This is a genomic window from Njordella calcicola (assembly GCF_056494125.1).
Map to the genome: position 1 here is coordinate 3,999,281 of NZ_CM151396.1, position 15,609 is coordinate 4,014,889.

Here is a 15,609-nt window from a genome sequence, read left to right on the forward strand (position 1 = left end):
ACTTGAATCAGGGAGAATCGTTGCGTTTTGTGACGAAATCCTAAAGGATTCGACTGCGGGTCCATCCGACGATGGACGATTATGGAACCTCTAAGGTAGTCCACAAGGCCGAAAAATCAAAACGTGCCATCGTAATTTACGCATCTACGCCCCGTCCAAGGCTGCAAGCTGGGCGTTGATCAAGGCTTCTAAATCGTCCTCGGACATCGATTCTACTTCATGAATCACATCTGCATCGATCGTACTCTCCAAGTCGACTTTCTCCGTCGCTGCAACGTTCGGCGGCAGCGTTGCGGCTGACATCGCCGGGTCATTGGCGGAAGTATGCTCGATTTTCAGTACGTCAAAGGCCACGTATTCTGCCAGTGTGCGGATGGTCGGATAGTCAAACAAAACTGTCGGACTTAGCTTGCTGCCAATCGACTTGCCAACTGAATTACAGAATTCGACGCCCGTGAGCGAATCGAATCCAAGCTCATTGAGGGCACGGTTGGTGTTCGGTGGCTCGTCAGCTTTCCAAGCCAACGTGCGAGCTGCGAGCTGCGTGAAGTGATGAAGCACCGCATCAAACTGCTGCTCGACTGGCAGATTGCTGAGCTTCTCAAGCAGTTCACCCTTCTGCGACTCGACCATACTGGCCTGACCAGCAAACTCAACAGCAATATCCCGCAACCAAGACGGCGTGCGATCGGCCGCCAATCGCGAACAAAACTTGGACCAGTCCATCGGCATCACCGCACATTGGACCGTGTCCATGTTTGCGGCATCGCGGTGACCATTACTGCTAGAAAGAATCGACTCCAAAGCCCACATACCTCGCTCGACATCGATCCAACCGACGCCCGCAGCGGCCCAGCGTTGATGATCGGCTGCTTGTAAGCTAGCGGCCATGCCCACGTCGGACCAACTGCCCCAATTGATACTTACCGCAGGCAAGCCCATCTGTCGTCGCGCAAAAGCCAAAGCATCTAGCACCGCATTCGCGGCCGCATAGTTCGCTTGCCCCGGTGAACCCGCCACCGCCGCAGCGGATGAGAACAACGCGAAAACTTCTAACGATCGATTCAACGTCGCTTCGTGCAAGTGAATCGCACCGTCGACCTTCGCTCGCAGTACCTTGTGCAATCGAGGTAAAGTTTGCTCGCGGATCAATCCATCATCCAGCACACCTGCCAAATGATAAACGCTGGTCAGTTGCGGCATCGCCGCATCGATGTGGGCCAGCAATTGTGTAACTTGCGATTGTTGCGAGATATCAGCCGCATACGTCTGGACTTCAACACCCATTTGACGCAACGCATCGATCGTCGCTAATGCATTCTCACTGGGCTGCGATCGGCTTACAAGCATCATCGCACGTTGGCCTTGAATCGCCAGCGATTGCGCTAGCTCAAGCCCTAAGCCTCCCAAGCCCCCGGTGATCAACGCTGTGCCAGCCAGCGCTTTGGTATCCGATTCAAGTTCAGCATGTTCAAACTCCGCCGCTCGCAAGCGAACTACGTAGCGTTGGCCATTACGCCATGCGATTTGGTCTTCATCCGAATTAGCAAAGACTTCTTGGCACAACGGCTCGAAGTTCGACTGGCTCAACGTCGCATCGAAGTCGACCAGTGTCGGTTGCAATTCCGGATGCTCGCTCGTCAACACGCGGCCCAGTCCAACGCAAAGGCTTTGCGCGACATGCGTCAAATCCCCTGTCAGACCATTTGGCAGCAGTTGAGCGTTGGTCGTGACCACATATAACCGCGCGCTGTTGTTACGTCGTTGTCCCCCCTTGCGCTGCTGCGTCAACTGATGCACCAACGTCAGCAGCGATGCATAGCCAGCTTGTGCAGCACGCTCGATGGCTGCCGTCGAGATCTCACTGGTCACGGCCAAATTGCCACCATGTACAATCACGCCAGGTGCTGCATCTAAGGCCAAGCTGAGCCGCTGCTCAAAGTCGTCTGTATCGACCGACAACACATCGCAGTGAGACCCCTGCGATTGAAACGCCTCGGCCATTTGCGAGCCAACCTCGGCCGTCGGCGCGATCAAAAGCAAGTGTTGCTGCGTGCTTGCGATTTGCTTTTCGTCCAGCGGAGCGGCGATCCACTCCATTTTCTTAAACCACTGCGTCTGCACCGGCTTGATCAGCTTCCTCAGATAGTCGCGTCGCTGAGCGACCCAATGGACACCGCGCATCAAGCCAACGACTCGGCCCTCTGCGTCTCGCCATTGAACGGTCGCTTGTATCGTCGATTGACTCTCAACGGCCAACTCGACCATCGCATGGGTAGCTTCACCCACTGCAGCGTCAAGCTCCAGCAATTCGATCTGCTGCAGCGCCCAAGCTTGTCTTGGCAGGTCCGTATCGACCGCGTGCAAGACAGCGTTCAAAGCGGATTGGATGACAAAGCATTCGCGCTCTTCAGCCGATCGGAACTCGCGAGTTGCATCGATATCGATCGACAAGTGCCAGCTTGTTGCACCATTGCTAACCAGCTTTTGCACCCAAGTTGTCGCTCCATCGCTGTCAAGCTGCTTACCGGATGCTTCAAGCTCGCTTGCATCCCATTTCATGCCTGTTTGATCGCTGATGGCAGTCGACTTCCAACTAACGTTTGCCGCCGCGATTTGTTCAAATCGAGCTTTCGAGCCCTCGTGGCCAATGGCTCGCAAGAACTTCGCATTCAAAGCTTGGTCGCCAGCAGGACTTAGAACCGTTTGAACATTCAAACCAGACTCGTCCAACAGAACAGGCAACGCAATTTGGACGCTATGGAACTGCACGACTGGTGCATTCGCAACGGTTGCCTGTTTACGTGCGGCAGCCAGTATGGCTTGCAAGCCCACGATCGGAGCCAAAAAGCTTACGCCGTCATGTTCGACTTGGTACACGTTTGGCAGTTGGCGTGGGACAAGTTGATGTTCAAAAATCGTTTGCTCAATCGGTAACGACAATTCCTTACCAATCAAAGGGTGCCGGTCCGTCTGCTCCAGTTTCGGCGTACCGTCGCGCAGTCGATCCAGCAGCGTTACTCCGCCAAAATACTTACGCCGTTCAAAGGGATAAGTTGGCAGAGGGATGATCCCTGCACCTTGGGCTTTGCCACGCGTGCGGAAGTCCAGTTCGACGCCAATGGTAAACAGTTTGCCAGCCGCGAGCAGCATAGAACTCTCGTCGTCCTGATCTGGACGCACCGAAGCGACCCAATGCACACTGCCAGGCTCGCGATGGATACGGCTGGCCATGCCGATCAGAACCGGTTGCGGGCCGATCTCGATAAAGACATTGCAGCCTTGTTGGCTGATCTCGTTGAAGTTCGATTGGAATTGGACCGACCCGCGGGCATGCTGCGACCAGTAATTCGGCTCGGCGAACGTCAAACTATCTGCCAGATAGCCAGTCAAGTTTGATGCGATCGGCATCGTCGGCGGATGGAAGGTACATTGTCCCGCAACCGCATCCAGATTCGCCAAGATCGGTTCCATCATGGCCGAATGGAACGCATGCGAGGTCGAAAGTTCAACGCAACGTTGGCCGCTGGCCATACAATCTTGCAATATCGCGTCCACATCTTCATTCGGACCAGAAATCACAATGTTCGTCGGGCCATTAAAAGCCGCGATGGACACTCGATCGCCGAAGGGAACGAGTTTACTGCGCACGGTCGCTTCGTCGCATAGGATTGCGGCCATCTTTCCGCCACGTGGCAGCGACTGCATCAGCGATGCACGCTTGGCAATCAAACGCAGCCCATCTTCCAGCGATAGCACGCCAGCGGTGACTGCGGCAGCGAACTCTCCGACGCTGTGCCCCATAACGGCGGCTGGCTTGACGCCCCAAGCTGCCCACAATTTCGTTAATGCATATTGGAAGGCAAACAAGGCGGGCTGAGTGAAACCCGTCTCATCAATGCGATCGCTTGCCGAACCAAAGAGCACTTCGGTCAGCGGAATGGTAAAGATACTGTCGGCGAGTGCCCCGTGGCCATTGGCTTGTGCGCCCAAGCGTTGAAGGACATCAGCGCATTGGTCAATCGCCGCTTGGAACACCGGCTCCGTTTCATACAACACTTTGCCCATGCCCGCATACTGGGAGCCTTGGCCGGTGTACAGGAAAGCAATCTTCAACGTGTCGCCGTCGGAACAATCACCGGTCTGCGTCGTCGAACTCGCTTGACCGGTTACGTATTGTTTCAGTTGCGTTTGTAAATCCGTGAGATTATCCGCTTTGAAAGCCAATCGATGCTCGTACGCGTCTCGACCATGGTTCAACGTATAAGCGACCTCGCGCAAGTGTATTGCATCGTCGGCATCATGATCGCTTATGAACGCCAACAAGTCGTGCGCTTTGGCCTCCAAGGCGGTCGAACTGCGCGCTGAAAGCGTCACCAATTGAGCGGCCCGAGGCAGAGGCCTTAAATCAGTCGCAACCTGCGGTGGTCGCTGCAAAATCACATGCGTATTGGTACCACCAAAGCCGAATGAACTGACGCCCGCATAATTCAACTGAGTCTTAAAATTCTCTGTTGGAATCTCGATGTTGCTTTCTTCGATCCGCAAAATCGGGTTCGGATTCTTGAAATGGATATGCGGCGGAATCTGCTGGTGTTCCAACATCAACATCGCTTTAATTAAGCCTGCTAGGCCCGCGCTGCTTTCTGTGTGACCGATATTGGTTTTCACCGACCCCAAATATAAGGTTCGGACTGGGTCATCGTCATTGCAATACACATTTCGGATCGCTTCAAACTCGATAGGATCACCTAATCGCGTACCGGTGCCGTGGGCTTCCACGTATTGAACCTGGTCCGGCGTAAGCTGTGCGTCGGATAGCGCGTCGAGCATTGCCATTTCTTGCGAAGGCCCATTAGGAGCCGATAGCCCATTGCTGCGTCCCACGTGCGTGATCGACGACCCGGCGATGACACCATAAACGCGGTCACCGTCGGCCATCGCATCAGACAAACGCTTTAACACAATAACACCGCACCCTTCGGCGCGACCATATCCATCTGCCGATGCATCGAACGCTTTGCAACGCCCATCCGGAGCAATCATCTGCGCCTTGGTAAGCACCATGGTCACTTCAGGGCCCAAGATCAAATTGATCCCTGCGACGATGTTCATATTTGTTTCGCCGCGACGCAGGCTGTGGCAAGCCAAATGGGTTGTCACCAGCGAGGACGAACAAGCCGTGTCGATCGACATGCTCGGTCCGTTTACACCCAGCAAATATGACAATCGATTGCTTGCGATAGCCAGACTGTTGCCAGTTCCCGTGAAGACATCCATATCTTCGAACGTGCCAAGCTGCCTCAAGAAATAATCGTTGTAAATCGCGCCGACATAAACTCCAGTCCGCGTACCCGTCAAGGCCGTGGGCGGAATGCCCGCTCGTTCAAGAGCTTCCCAAGTCACTTCCAGCAACATCCGTTGCTGAGGGTCCATACGGATTGCTTCGCGAGGCGAAATACCAAAGAATTCCGGAGCAAACTCCGAGAATCTTTCGATGTAGCCTGCTTCAAGGGTGCCAAGTTTGCCTGGTACCGAGAAGTCTTCGTCATAGTACTCGGCGTTATTCCAGCGATCTTCAGGAACCGGTCCAATCGCATCGACGCCATCCACCAACAACTTCCAAAAGCTCTCGGGGCTATCCACGCCGCCAGGGAATCGGCAGCCAACACCAACAATCGCAATCGGCTCGTGCTCGCGATCAATCTTGGTGGAATCTTGCTCCGGTGCAGCGGTTTGTTCTGGCGACCAGCCCGCTTGGCCGTTCGCCTGATCGCCACGATCTGCAGGGACCGCATCAACCGCGTCGACATCTAACGCAGCTTCAGCCTTATCCAATTTTCGAACTGTAGCAGCGGCAATATGAATTGCCAAATCAGCGATAGTCGGGTGCTGATAGATAGCCGTAGGGGACAATTCGTAGCCCAACCATTGCGACATATCGTTGGTCAGTTCCACTGCATCCAGCGACGTTAGTCCCAGGTCGATGAACGGTGAGTCCGCTTGGATTCGATAGCTGGGCAACATCAACCGTTGAGCGATCCGTTGGAGCAGCCATTCTTGGATCTCCAGCGCAGGTCGCTTCACAATCACGTTGTCGCTAGATGAGATATTGGCTGGTACAGAATCGGCCACAGCAGCGGGCAAGGTCGCTTCGTCGGCCACCTCCGAAGCAGCAGGAGCGATTTCGCTGGGATCGAACCGCCACTGGGCAATCGGTTTCCAATCTTCGGCCAGGAATTTTTGACGACAAGCGAACCGCTGTGTCTTACCGGATGATGTTTGCGGAATATCGCCCGCTCGCACAAGCACCACAGCGTAAACCGCCACTTCATGCTCGGCAGCCACCCGTTGGCGAATATTCAAGATCGCCGCTTCGTGATCGAACGAACGCACGCGGGGTTCGATCTCTTGCACAATTACCAGTTGCTCTTGGTTGTCCGCTTCGACGGTAAACGCCGCGCAGAATCCCACGCGAAAGTGCTCGTCGCAGTTCGTTGCAGTTTGCTCTACGTCGTATGGATACAAGTTCCGTCCGCGGATCAAAATCAGGTCCTTGATCCGACCGGTGATGTACAGATCGCCTTGGTCAATAAAGGCTAAATCGCCGGTGCGCAAAAACGGCCCATCGCCGTCTTGGGTATGAGCGCGAAAAATCGCTTCGGAAACTTCAGGTTGTTGATAGTAGCCTTCAGAGACGCTCGCACCTTGGACCCACACTTCGCCGACAATACCATCGGCACAGGGTTCCAGTGTTTCTGGATTCACGATGATAAACCGTTGCTCAGGTCGTTGATGACCAGAGCTGACAAGGGTTTTCGTATGAGCGGAATTGTCGACTCGGACCGCTTGGTTCTTTGCCAAAGCGCGCGTATCAATCGTGCAGCGGGCTGGTAAGCCTGCACTGGATCGACCACTGACCAGCAATGTTGCTTCGGCCAATCCATAGCAAGGATAAAACGCTGCGGGATTGAAGCCGTAGGGCTCGAATGCGGCAGCAAAGCGATCCAGCGTTTCGGCTCGCACCATCTCCGCGCCACTAAACGCCAGCTTCCAACAACTCAGATCCAATCCCACGCACGCTTCAGGCGTCGCTTTGCGAGCGCACAAGTCGTAGGCAAAATCAGGACCGCCGCTGACCGTCGCTCGACAATCGCTGATTGTCCGCAGCCAGCGCAGCGGTTGCTGCAAGAAGGTCGCCGGAGCCAAAATCGTGCTCGTACCTCGCGCAAAGATCGATTGCAACACGCCGCCAATCAAGCCCATGTCATGATAGCTGGGCAACCAGCAGACGCCTTGATCCGCTTGGTCATGTCCAAACGCATCCTTGATGATGCGACTGTTGGCGATCAAGTTCCGATGGCTGACCATCACGCCACGCGGCTTTGAGGTCGAGCCCGAAGTGTACTGAATGAACGCCAAACTTTCTGGTGCGATCGCCGCCGCACTTAAGATCGACTCGAAACGTCCGCGATAATCGGCAGCAACTTCAAAGCGATCGGTTTCCAGCCAATGCGGGATCTCATGCAACCCGCCTTCGGATTGCCGCGACTTCTCATAGTCCGCTTGCCAGAGCTCTTTATTATCGCCAGAGGTGGTTAGAACCGCCGCAGGCCGACAATCTTCGCTGATGGACACCAAAAAGCCACGCACGCGGTTACGACGAGGCGGACTGACGGGAACCGCGACCGTCCCAGAAAGGATGCAGCCCAAAAAGGCCGAGATGAATTCCAGCCCAGGTGGATAAATGAGCAGCACACGTTGGCCAACCAGCGATCGCTGGCGAAGATTATCCGCTACCGCTGTCGCTCGGCTTAAAAGCTCCGAGTAGTTAACGCTATCCAGCACTTCACCGTTCTGATCGATGAAGCGAAACGCAGTTTTCTCAACAGCCGATTCCAACTTGCCAAGCAATTCGGCAAATGTCTTAGGATCTGACGACACAGTAGAGAGCAATTCTTGTAGTGAAGCAAAGGTTGAACATTCAATCAATTCGAGCGTCAACCAGGAAGGGCATAGCAGTCAGCTCGTGCGGCGATCACAAGGCACAAGGCCTAGACGCACAGTTATTTTGCCTAGTGCGCCCATTTTATCAACCCAAATCTGCGAACGCTTTGCCATGAAATTGCACCAATCTGGCAGTTTGGGCGGAACTTTGCAGGTATTCGATACGCTCGAACGTTTCCAATTTTCGCTAATTGTGGACACTTGCTATTAATCGAACCCCGACAATGCGCAGCAAATCGTACTTCGACGCGTAACCGAAGGAGCGAGAAAGGACAAATCCCCCGGGGACACTTGGGCTCAAGAAAAACACGCCTTTTTCGCACTCAGCCGATCTGTACAGTTGATAACGTACCAGACGTAATGGAATTCGCCAGAACTCCCTGTGTACAAATGGAATTCTGGCGAATCCCACTACAGTGGATTAATTCATGCCTCTCGCCAAGCAAGGACTTACGATTTTCAGGTCCAACGCGAATTGACTTGCCCCGTCGTTTTTTTGTAAGCATACGACCAGAACAAGTAACTTAAGACAAAAGCTGCGACTTTCCACACGCTCGGCAAGCAGTTCCCTTTATTTGCTTATTGAACAAGGCCAGTCCCATTTTCGCTTGCGAAACAACCATCCGCCGCGCCTCGACGCTCTGCGCCGCCCTCTGCCTGGCGCTGCTGAGTGCCACCGGTTGCGCGCGATGGTACGCCAATGTTTCCGCCCTCAAGCCGACGACGCCGGACTCAGAACACAGCGTCCCTGTCCCCGCTGGCCACCTTTCGGTACAAACGGTTTTTCTTCGCCTAGATCCAGAAGACAACGCAACCTTGGACGCTCTATGGCCAAAACTGGACGAAGTGTCGCTTGATTTCGCGCTCCGACAAAAGCTTGAAACCAACGGCATTCGCTGTGGAGTGATCCTTGGGGAGACACCTGCGGAAATGCAACGTTGGATCAATCGTTCAGAACAACGAATGGAAAGCGATCCATTAGAGAATCTGGGCATGAACGCCGACGTCCAGTCCTTCTCGCAAGTGTTCTTCTTTCGCAGTGGCAGTGAAAAAGACATCGTGGTTAAACCGATGCGCTCCGGACAGTTGGTGATCATGCACAACACCAACGGGGGGGGCGGGCGAACGTATGAAGACCCCACCTTGCTGCTTAAGTTACGCGGCGAACAAACCAGCAATGGTACAGTGGCCTTGCACGTCCAACCTGCCATCGAGCACGGCAAGTACAAGAACAAGATCGTCGGCGAAGATTTTGCCATGCGACGCGAAACCAAACGCGACATGCAACATTGGAACGACCTGAAGATATCGCGAGAGCTCCGCGATGGCCAACTCCTTGTACTCAGTTGCACTCAACCGCCGCGAGCCCTGGGGCAACACTTCTTTACAACTAGCCTAAGCGATGGCAATGAAGCTCGGCTTGTAATGCTGATTCGAATCAGCAAGAGCAAAAGCGACAGCGCGTTTGCAGCCCACAATTAATATGCGTCAGCATCGGTATCGCACAAAAGCAGCTATGACTGCATCCGGCATACGATTCCTACTAAGGGCTCTGAGCTGTGGTCGACAACTCCTCCGCTACCAAGAATCGTCCTTCCTCCAGCGTAACTCCTACTCGCCGGTGCTCTGCATCGTAACTTGCAACCGACCAACCGCCTGAACGACCTACAAGATAGTTCTCGCAGATCAACTTGCGATCCGCTCCCGTTAGTTGGCTAAGTTCAAGTTGATTGGCATCGGTGCGTATGAAGGCAAAGAAGGTGCTCACTGGACTTGGCGATTCAGTCGTATAGAAGAAGCTGACCCTGTGATACGCTGCCTGCGGCACTTGCTGCCAACGAAAGGTCGCGTCGTCTAACCGAAGCGTTTCGCCTTGTGTCGGAGAAAGCAGTTGAACTTCGTCGGCCAGGCGCAAGATAGCCGGAGGAAGCTGGAGCCTGTTCCCGCGAATCGTCACTTCCGCAGGCCAGTGGTCGGTATCGAACTGCAACAGTCGCATAAACCTTTCGCTACGGGAGTCCCAGCGGGCTTCCTGTCCGCCGAAGTGAAGGCGATAACGCCCATCTAAAACGCCCACGAACGCACGACCTTCGGAATCCAACCTAGCCAACCGCGGAAGGCGGTGCGGCAAGTGCTGGTCCGGATCAGCAACTGCGGGGTCGCGTAGCTCCAAACGAATACCTAGCGTGACATCCGGCGGCAGCGGCACCCCTTCCAGCGAGAGTTCAATTCCACCTGCTGGCTGAGGGTACTTATCCTTTGCGAGCCGCGTAAGATCGGCTTGCAACGCAGCGACCAACTGACATTCTTCCCCGTCTTTGCTACTGCCGCTAGGCTGCACTAGCCCCAATCGAGAAGATACACCGCTGTAATAAGGATAGACGCGCCTCAACATGAACATGGCCTGCTCATAGGCCGCGAGAGCTTGTTCGGTCTGCCATTTCGCTTCTCGTTTTCTGCCCAGCGCAATTGCCGCCTTGCCACGGTTCCACAACGACTGATTGTCGTTGTCCATCAAGGACTGTAGCTCTTCGATAGTGCCCGTTGGCAACTCATACAAGAAATCAGGCGCGTATCGAACATCGGGCTGTCCATCCTTCAATACAAGTTTTACGGCAGCCAATGTTTCTTCGGTTTCCAGTCGCATCGCTTCGGGCACACCGTGCTCGATTGCGAGTTCAAGCCGACGCCGTACTAACTCCAGTGAGTCACTGGAGCGACGTCGCCAAATGTCAATTGATCCAGTGGGATCATTCGCTCTTTCTCGCGCGACCAGCTTCTGCGCGATTAGGTAGTCAAGCTTGCCGAATGAAATGCCCGCATCCAGCTCGACAACGTTGAGCGCCAGTTTTAAGGCTTCGTTTGGATTGTCACTTAGTCGACAAGTTTGCACAATGCGCTCGATCAACAACCGCCGTTCTGGCTCAGTCCCTTTCGCCCACGCTCGCGCATAAATATGCGTCGCAACACTCGTGTTACCAGTGGCCAACTCTTCATCGCCCCACGCAACTAGTTCCCGATAGGAACGATCGAACCACTGCGAGGCGAGCATTAAAGCGAGGGTTGCTGCCAGGATAGCAGTAAGTGCCAGCTTCCAGTGACGTCGACTCCAGCGGAAGGCCATCGCCAACCGACTGGGGCGTCGCGCTTTTAACGGTTTGCCTGCTTCGTAACGTCGTAGGTCTTCCAACAAAGCCCCGACGTTTGCATATCGAGCTGAAGGACTCTTTTGCAGACAAGTCAAACAAATTGTTTCCAGATCACGCGGGATACGATGATCGATTCGCCGCGGTGCCTCGGGCTCGTGATGCAGCAGCTTGACCAGTACATCGGCAGGCGAACGCGCTTGAAAGGCCGGACGCCCTGTAAGCATCTCGTACAGCAGCAGTCCAAGCGCGTGAATGTCGGTCGATTCTCCCACCAGCCCTACTTCGCCGCGCGCCTGCTCAGGCGCCATGTACTGCGGCGTGCCAACGACTTCTCCTGTCTGAGTGAGCGTGGAGTCCTGATGCATCTGTCGCGCGAGGCCGAAGTCGGTGACAAATGCTTCGCCAGCTTGGTTCAGCAGAATGTTCGCTGGCTTCAAATCGCGATGTACAATTCCATGTTTATGAGCATGCTGGACCGCCGAAGCGATCTGCTTCAGCAACTCGATCGTCTGGGACGGCGCAAGCGGACCACCTTTGAGCGTCTGTGTCAGCGATTCGCCATCGACATAGTCCATCGTGAAGTATGGCTCGCCCGCTGCGTCTCCGATCTCATGTATTGCGACGATATGTGGATGGCGGAGTTTCGCTAAATGACGCGCTTCATGCAAGAAGCGATCGACAAGATTGTGAAACGTCTTATGACTTGGACGCAATACCTTGATCGCCACTTCGCGATTCAAGGATTGTTGACGTGCCAAGTACACCACTCCCATTCCCCCGTGCCCCAACTCTCGTTCGATGTGGTAGTCGCTGGACAGTTGCGGCGGACTGCGATGTTCCAGCGCACTCTGGCCCGTGTGCGCGACTCCGTCAAGGAACTCACGCAGGGCAGCGTCACCCATTGCGGCTTGGTTGAACACCTCCGTCAGCGATTCTGGCACAGCGACTGATTCGCCAGCCAAGTGTCGTTCCAGAAGTTGATCTAGCGTATCTTCGTTGATTGTCACGAGAACGACTCCTCTCCAGACTTCAATTGTTTTCCCAGTTCAATCAGCGCGCGCGATAACAAGTTGCGGATGGCACCCGATGAACGCTGCATCCGTTCTCCCGCCTGATCGGTCGAAAGTCCCTGAAAGTACCTTAGCAAGATGACCTCGCGATGTTCATCGGAAAGTTGTGCAAGCGCCCCTTGCAAACGCTCGCGATTTTCAGCACGGGCCAGTGCGGTGACAGGCCCCGTCAACGCTGATTGTGGCAGTTCATTCACTTGACGCTTGGCCGCAGTAAAGTAATCGTTCGTGTCGCGCAGTCGATGGTCGACGATGCAGCACATCCATCTTAAAAAGGCACCGTCATCCGAGTACTCGAATCTCGCAAAGCTCTGTATCGCCGCTGTATACGCATCCTGCAATATGTCCTGTGGTTCGACGCGTGCCCGAAGCCGCTCGCCCAATCGCGCACTGATGAATACCAACAAGCGTTCGGTGTGAATCGAAAAAAGTTCATCGAATGCAGCTTGGTCGCCCGCTTTGGCTCGCCGCCAGATCGCATGGGTAACAGATTCAGGAGACATGCAATCGCGCCTTCATTCAGAACATGTTCTAGTGACAGCTTCCGCGAGATGCTTTTTCCGCGCCGGCCAACGAGGCAGCAGCATTGGCACTCGTTGTCGATAATCAGCATAAGCTTGATGGAAGGCAAGGAGATCACGCTCCTCCAATCGAATCGCCATCAGAATATAGATCGTTAAAGTCGACGAAAACAACAAGTGAGCCACCGTCATTGTAGGGGTCGCCCAAAAGGCCAACAACCAACCGACATACAGTGGATGCCGCACCCAGCGATAGAGACCAGGCGTCTTAAACGCAAGCGGTGTGTAACGTCGTTGTCGAAAGCATAGCCATACTTGCCGCAGTCCAAACAAATCGAAATGATTGATCAAACAAGTGGTTACCAACACGGTAAGCCAGCCCACTGCAAAAGTAAGCCAAAGCACGATCCTTACCCACTCGACTTCGGCATACCACACGACTCCACCAATCGGCCGCCATTGCCAGAATAACATTCCCAGTGCAAGGCTAGTCGCCAGCACGTAAGTGCTACGCTCCATGGGTTCGGGTACCCACCTAGTGAACCATCGCTTAAACACGGGACGCGCCATGACACTGTGCTGCAAACCAAACAGAGCTACCAGCCCCAAGTTCACAAACACTGCCTGAACAATGGTGGATGGTTGAGGAACTTTTACCGCCGCGTCGAGACTGGTTGGAGTGAGAAAGCCTCCTACAAAACCGATGCTGTAAACAAAAACAGCCAGGAAAACCACATAACTCAGTAATCCATAAACCAATATCAGTAAACGTTTCATCTTAACTCCGCCTTCTGCACAGGATGGGTCTCAGCGGAAGCCTCTCGGTCCGCTGCTCGAAAATGATGATGAATGGAACTTCACAGACAACAGCGGAGAATCACTCAAAACGTGTCGCGGAATTTTTCTCGCTTTGATAATCCCAAAAAATTTGCTCGCGTACCGGTGCGGTTCGCCCACGCTGATGCCCTGGACTACTAAAATGAAGTCGGGTCGCGGATCCGAATCGCCAGCCCCAAACCCACTTCATGCTGCAGCAACATGAGCAGCATGCACCGACATGTGCGAAGTCAAAACGACCAAAGCCTGGTAGCTCAAGTGAACTCCTGCGTCACCCACAGGAACGAAGTCCGCGCAGACTTTCTCCCGTCAGATGAGTGAACTCAACCCCTACTCAAATCCGCAATCAGAAAGGCTTGAAGTCACAACTGGCCCGGTTCAACATTCCAAATTTCGATGGGCATTAACAGGTTTTGTGATCGCTGCGGTTGTCCCAGTCGCATACGGTGCTTATGGTCTTCATCGAGAAGCAGTCTTTGAAGCGTCACTTCCTCCCGGAGAAACTGCCTGTGGGATGGTCGCGCTGGGAGCGTTTGTCATGATGACGTTCGGTGGCCTACTCTGCGGACTGTTCGGTAGTCTCATCGGCGCGATCGCTTGTATATTTATGTCGACTCGGGATTCGTAACTTACATACGCAAGTCATGAAGCAAACAAGCTTAGTATTACTTGTGATTACCTTGCTAATTCTCGCGGGCCTTCCGAATCTTGGATACTTCGTATTCGCCCCAAAGCATCCGCAAGAGTTAGCTTTGCTACTAGCGCTGAGTTGGTTTGCTGGCGTGCTTCTGCTTCCGATCACCATGTTTGTCGTAATGAGTAGGCCATTGAAACCTGAGCTACTCAATTTTGTTACGGTCGTTTTCATCGTTCTCGCATTTGCAGCCATACTCACGGGATATTTTGGCGTCGAGCGTTCCGTGTTCGAACTTTTGGCTGGCTGATCCGAGTTACTTCAAAACATAAGGATGAAAAACTTGATTGCTCATTTTTGGATTGCGTTTCTCGCAGTGGCGGGCGACATCGAGCGTCAACACCTTGCAAGAACGGTGGAATCTGCCTCCGAACTCGAAGTTGGAAAATTTGAAACCGATGTAGCGGCAGTTTTAGGAATCCCACTGGCGGAATACGAGGCCCATCCTGGCTTGACATTTCTCGCGATTGGTAGACATCCTCGGCAGTGGTGCTATGGGACACGAGTGAATCTAGAGAGCATATTTTGGATCGACCCAGTTTTTCGGTTGAATTCACTGCCGTTTAACATCCGCTTGTTTAGTTACATGGACGATGACCTAGTGATTGACTTTGATGAAGATGGACGCGTTACTCAAGTTTGCGTCCCGAGCATACGCTACGAAATCAACCATCGCTATGATGCTGTTCTTCAAACAATCTACACAATCAGTGAAATCAGCACGCAGATCAAGAATTCACACCTGCCAAATCGCGACTGACGGACTTGGTGCAGTCGCTCGCTTGAATTCACATGAACGTCTTTGAAAAACAGTGTATGAATCAACCGCTTCCAGGGCCTTACGAACCACCAACTCATACTCTAATCGATGACTCAGAGACGGTCGAAACACTTATTCCGCAAGAACTAGCCACGCGTACCAGGAGAGTGGTGAGTGGATTGGGACTCTTTCAGTTCTTTGTGCCGTTGGTGATGGGCTTTTGGACTGGCTTTGTACTAGTCGATATCGTGGCAATTTTCATTGCGAATAATGGACTTCTGTTGACATCCAGTTCGTTCCGACGGTTTCCGTTGACGGCCGTGATGTGCTTGCTGTACCCAGCAGCATTCATGTTTTCAATTTGGAAATTCAACGTGTTCCAGGTAAGCAATTGGTTCCCCGCCCCTGGGTCTCCGGTGCTGCTCATGCAGGGCGTTTCTGCTGTATGGTCGCTGTACGCCATCAGCCTGATGCTCATATGCTATTGTATCCGCAGGTCGCGACGACCGAAGGAGGACCAACGGTAGTGGATTACGCAACACCTATACGGGCTTATGCGGAACCTGCTCAT

The 15,609-nt window shown here is 53.7% G+C and carries 9 protein-coding genes; 5 read left to right on the plus strand and 4 right to left on the minus strand.

Annotation, left to right across the window (positions count from 1 at the left end; genetic code table 11):
* Positions 1-144: 144 nt before the first annotated feature.
* On the minus strand, positions 145-7,944 hold the full coding sequence (locus tag SH302x_RS15575) for a type I polyketide synthase (protein ID WP_479363317.1): 7,800 nt from the start codon (positions 7,942-7,944) through the stop codon (positions 145-147).
* A gap of 879 nt (positions 7,945-8,823) precedes the next feature.
* Here SH302x_RS15575 and SH302x_RS15580 point away from each other — a divergent pair.
* A complete protein-coding gene (locus SH302x_RS15580; protein WP_479363318.1) occupies positions 8,824-9,489 on the plus strand; it encodes a hypothetical protein in 666 nt (221 codons plus the stop codon).
* 61 nt (positions 9,490-9,550) lie between these two features.
* Here the strand turns inward: SH302x_RS15580 and SH302x_RS15585 are convergent, their stop codons facing one another.
* Genes SH302x_RS15585 through mddA form a run of 3 tightly spaced genes read right to left on the minus strand, consistent with a single transcriptional unit; the run spans position 9,551 to position 13,524 of the window.
* A complete protein-coding gene (locus tag SH302x_RS15585; protein WP_479363319.1) occupies positions 9,551-12,163 on the minus strand; it encodes a serine/threonine-protein kinase in 2,613 nt (870 codons plus the stop codon).
* Complete coding sequence (locus tag SH302x_RS15590) at positions 12,160-12,729, minus strand: RNA polymerase sigma factor (RefSeq protein ID WP_479363320.1); 570 nt, start codon at positions 12,727-12,729, stop codon at positions 12,160-12,162. The genes SH302x_RS15585 and SH302x_RS15590 overlap by 4 nt, the downstream gene beginning before the upstream one ends.
* Positions 12,730-12,741: 12 nt before the next feature.
* Positions 12,742-13,524 carry a methanethiol S-methyltransferase gene (mddA, locus tag SH302x_RS15595; RefSeq protein ID WP_479363321.1) on the minus strand — a complete coding sequence of 261 codons (783 nt, stop codon included), beginning with the start codon at positions 13,522-13,524 and terminating at the stop codon, positions 12,742-12,744.
* A gap of 373 nt (positions 13,525-13,897) precedes the next feature.
* Here mddA and SH302x_RS15600 point away from each other — a divergent pair, with 373 nt between their 5' ends.
* Genes SH302x_RS15600 through SH302x_RS15615 form a run of 4 tightly spaced genes read left to right on the plus strand, consistent with a single transcriptional unit; the run spans position 13,898 to position 15,565 of the window.
* Positions 13,898-14,212 carry a hypothetical protein gene (locus SH302x_RS15600; RefSeq protein WP_479363322.1) on the plus strand — a complete coding sequence of 105 codons (315 nt, stop codon included), beginning with the start codon at positions 13,898-13,900 and terminating at the stop codon, positions 14,210-14,212.
* Between the two features lie 16 nt (positions 14,213-14,228).
* Positions 14,229-14,528, plus strand: a complete 300-nt coding sequence (locus tag SH302x_RS15605) for a hypothetical protein (protein WP_479363323.1) — start codon at positions 14,229-14,231, stop codon at positions 14,526-14,528.
* A 24-nt stretch (positions 14,529-14,552) separates the two neighbouring features.
* Complete coding sequence (locus SH302x_RS15610; RefSeq protein ID WP_479363324.1) at positions 14,553-15,038, plus strand: hypothetical protein; 486 nt, start codon at positions 14,553-14,555, stop codon at positions 15,036-15,038.
* Positions 15,039-15,094: 56 nt separating this feature from the next.
* Complete coding sequence (locus SH302x_RS15615; RefSeq protein WP_479363325.1) at positions 15,095-15,565, plus strand: hypothetical protein; 471 nt, start codon at positions 15,095-15,097, stop codon at positions 15,563-15,565.
* Positions 15,566-15,609 lie beyond the last annotated feature (44 nt).